Source organism: uncultured Campylobacter sp. (genome assembly GCF_937890585.1).
Lineage (GTDB): Bacteria > Campylobacterota > Campylobacteria > Campylobacterales > Campylobacteraceae > Campylobacter_A.
This window is the reverse complement of sequence record NZ_CALACG010000227.1, coordinates 1-2,401: the sequence shown is the minus strand read 5'-3', so window position 1 is coordinate 2,401 and position 2,401 is coordinate 1. Positions and strand designations below refer to the sequence as shown.

General features: G+C 36.5%; 3 protein-coding genes. 1 reads left to right on the top strand and 2 read right to left on the bottom strand.

The window, feature by feature from the left end; all coding sequences use genetic code 11:
• Positions 1-42 precede the first annotated feature (42 nt).
• Together Q0296_RS06790 and Q0296_RS06785 are read right to left on the bottom strand one after the other, a co-directional pair.
• Positions 43-1,011 (bottom strand): phospholipase A, encoded by a 969-nt coding sequence (locus Q0296_RS06790; protein WP_298038407.1) that lies wholly within the window; start codon positions 1,009-1,011, stop codon positions 43-45.
• The gene (locus Q0296_RS06785; RefSeq protein WP_298038404.1) at positions 1,004-1,579 is read right to left on the bottom strand and encodes a molybdenum cofactor guanylyltransferase; all 576 of its coding nucleotides are present in this window, start codon (positions 1,577-1,579) and stop codon (positions 1,004-1,006) included. The genes Q0296_RS06790 and Q0296_RS06785 overlap by 8 nt, the downstream gene beginning before the upstream one ends.
• A 277-nt stretch (positions 1,580-1,856) precedes the next feature.
• Here Q0296_RS06785 and Q0296_RS06780 point away from each other — a divergent pair.
• A partial coding sequence (locus tag Q0296_RS06780; protein ID WP_298038402.1) for an inositol monophosphatase family protein occupies positions 1,857-2,401 on the top strand: 545 nt, incomplete at its 3' end.

The window sequence follows — 2,401 nt, the reverse complement described above, 5'->3', positions numbered from 1 at the left end:
TTTGCCCAAATTTAGCCATTTATTTTGGATAAAAATTTAAGTTTATTTTAAAATAACAAAGCCAAGACCGATCTTATCTGTGTGCTTATCATAATCAATCAAGCTCTCGCCGTATCCAGTAAAATACTGCAAATAGCCATAAACGCCGCTTGAAAATATCGGAAACATATATGAAATTTCAGCTGCACCTTTATTTGTTTTATCAAAATGTAAGTTATTTCTTAGCATTAGGCTAAAGATGTGGTCGTTTAGGTTGTAGCTAAGCCTTACGTCGCCGTGTCCGATGTATTTTAAGATGTCCTTGTTATCGCCCTTGTCGCCAACGACTATCCAAGCTCTTGGCGAGACGCTAAAGTTGCCATAGACAAAGTCGCTTTGCACGTAGGCTCTGTTCCAGCTCCTTGATTTGCTGCCATCTCGTCCGTTTGACTCATGCAAAAGGCCAAATTTTAGATTTTGGATGCCGATTTTCTCTAGATATTTTGGTGAAGCAAAATTTAAGAAAATTTCTGGCTGATAGTTTGTCTCGCGAAACGGCGATGACTTTTTAGTAATCTGCCACCACGAAGTCTGCGTATAGGCTGCCACTAGGCTCTCTCTAAGGCCAAAAACGTCGTAAAATAGCGGCTTTGCAAGGCTTATTTGAAACTTGGTCTCAACGCTCTTTCGCCCATCATCTGGCATAGTTTTAGCGTAAGTTACTGGCAAAAGGTAGTTAAATTTATAAAGCTCGATGCCAAGTGCATTTTGCAGATGATGTTCGGCCTTGTTTTCTTGTGTGATCTTAGCCTGCTTTACCTTTGCTTCTGGCGTCGCTGGCTCGGAATTTAGACTAGCCTTGGAGGCTAAGCCTTGCGTGTTTATAGAGTTTTCGGCAATGCTTTTATAAATTTGCATGGCACCTTTTATATCGCCACTTTGCTCAAGTGCTTGCGCTCTTTGAAACTCGCTAAGTTCGCTTGCTGATAAAAGGCTAAAGCCAAGAGCCAAAAATAGTATAAATTTAGGCATCTCTTTGCTCCTTTTTTTGAATTTCGTTTGCTATTTTGTATTCTTCTGGGAAATTTACGTTAAAAAACTGCTCTTTATCATCAAAATTTACCACCTTAAGCTTGCAACTTTTTCTTAAAAGAGCTATTTTATGCTCATTTTTTAGATAGAGCTCTTTGGCTAATGTTGCTAAATTTGGGCTAAAAAAACCACAAAGCGAGTGTATATGCTCATCATCGCTAGCCACAACCATATCAAATTCATCTTTAAATTTAGCTAGCTCATCAAGGCTGGAAGGCTCAAAAAATGGCATATCAGCTGGGATGACAAAGACGCTGTGATCAAAGCTTTTTAGCACAGAGTAAAGCGCTAGCATCGGCGAAAAATCCTCACTGCTCTCATCTTTTATGAGCTTTAGTGGCGGGCTAAATTTTTCAAATTTAGAGCTTACAAAAACCTCATCAAAAACTTTGCTAAATTTAGCAACCTGATAGTGCGTAAGCGTTTCAAAGCCCCCAAATGGTAGTAAGGTCTTATCCTGTCCCATGCGCGAGCTCTTACCCCCTGCTAAAATGACGCAAGTTTGCATTTTTGTCCTTTTAAATTTCAAAAAATTACAAAAGTATAACCAAATTTTCTACTCTGGCTGGTTTTAAATTTATTGACAACTCGTTAAAAAAGCTTTGTTACTTTTACGTCATATCGTAGCTCAAAAGTACGAAGTAGCGGTCCTATAATATTCCTTAGATCATATTTATTCTAGTAGCTAATGTCACTTCTTTTTAAATTTTCACTTTTTTATTATTTTATTTTAATGTAACATTGGTTAAAGTTTTAATTTTAAATAAAAATGATAAGAAGGTTAGATGGCATCGATCGATGATCTACTAGAGCTTGCAAGGTATACAGCGGTAAAAGCTGGAAATGAAATTTTAAAATTTTACCCACCTCAAAGTTTAGATAACAAACTTGAAATAAAATTTAAAGAGGATAATTCACCACTTACGAGCGCTGATCTTGCGGCAAATAAAATCGTCGTGGATCTACTTAGTACAAGCAGGATAAAAATTTGTTCTGAGGAGCAAATTTTAGAGCCAAAAAAGGGCTATCCTTCTATAAAAGAATTTTGGCTTGTTGATCCACTTGATGGTACAAAAGAATTTATCGAAGCAAATGGAGAATTTTGCATTTGTATCGCACTTATAAGAAAGAGTAAGCCTGTTCTTGGAGTGATATTTATCCCAGCTTCAAGAGAGCTTTTTTATGCAAATGAAAATGGTGCTTTTAAAGAAATTTTAGATACAAAAAATGATGTCATAAAGCGAGTTGATCTAAATAGAAAAAGTAAAAAATTTAAAGAAATTTTATTTTTAAGCAGACGCGGCGACCCTCAAAAAGCAGAGTTTATAGC

What these genes read in the sequence shown, in the direction of transcription:
- Q0296_RS06785 (WP_298038404.1), bottom strand. Translation starts at nt 1,579, where the DNA reads ATGCAAACTTGCGTCATTTTAGCAGGGGGTAAGAGCTCGCGCATGGGA.
- Q0296_RS06790 (WP_298038407.1), bottom strand. Translation starts at nt 1,011, where the DNA reads ATGCCTAAATTTATACTATTTTTGGCTCTTGGCTTTAGCCTTTTATCA.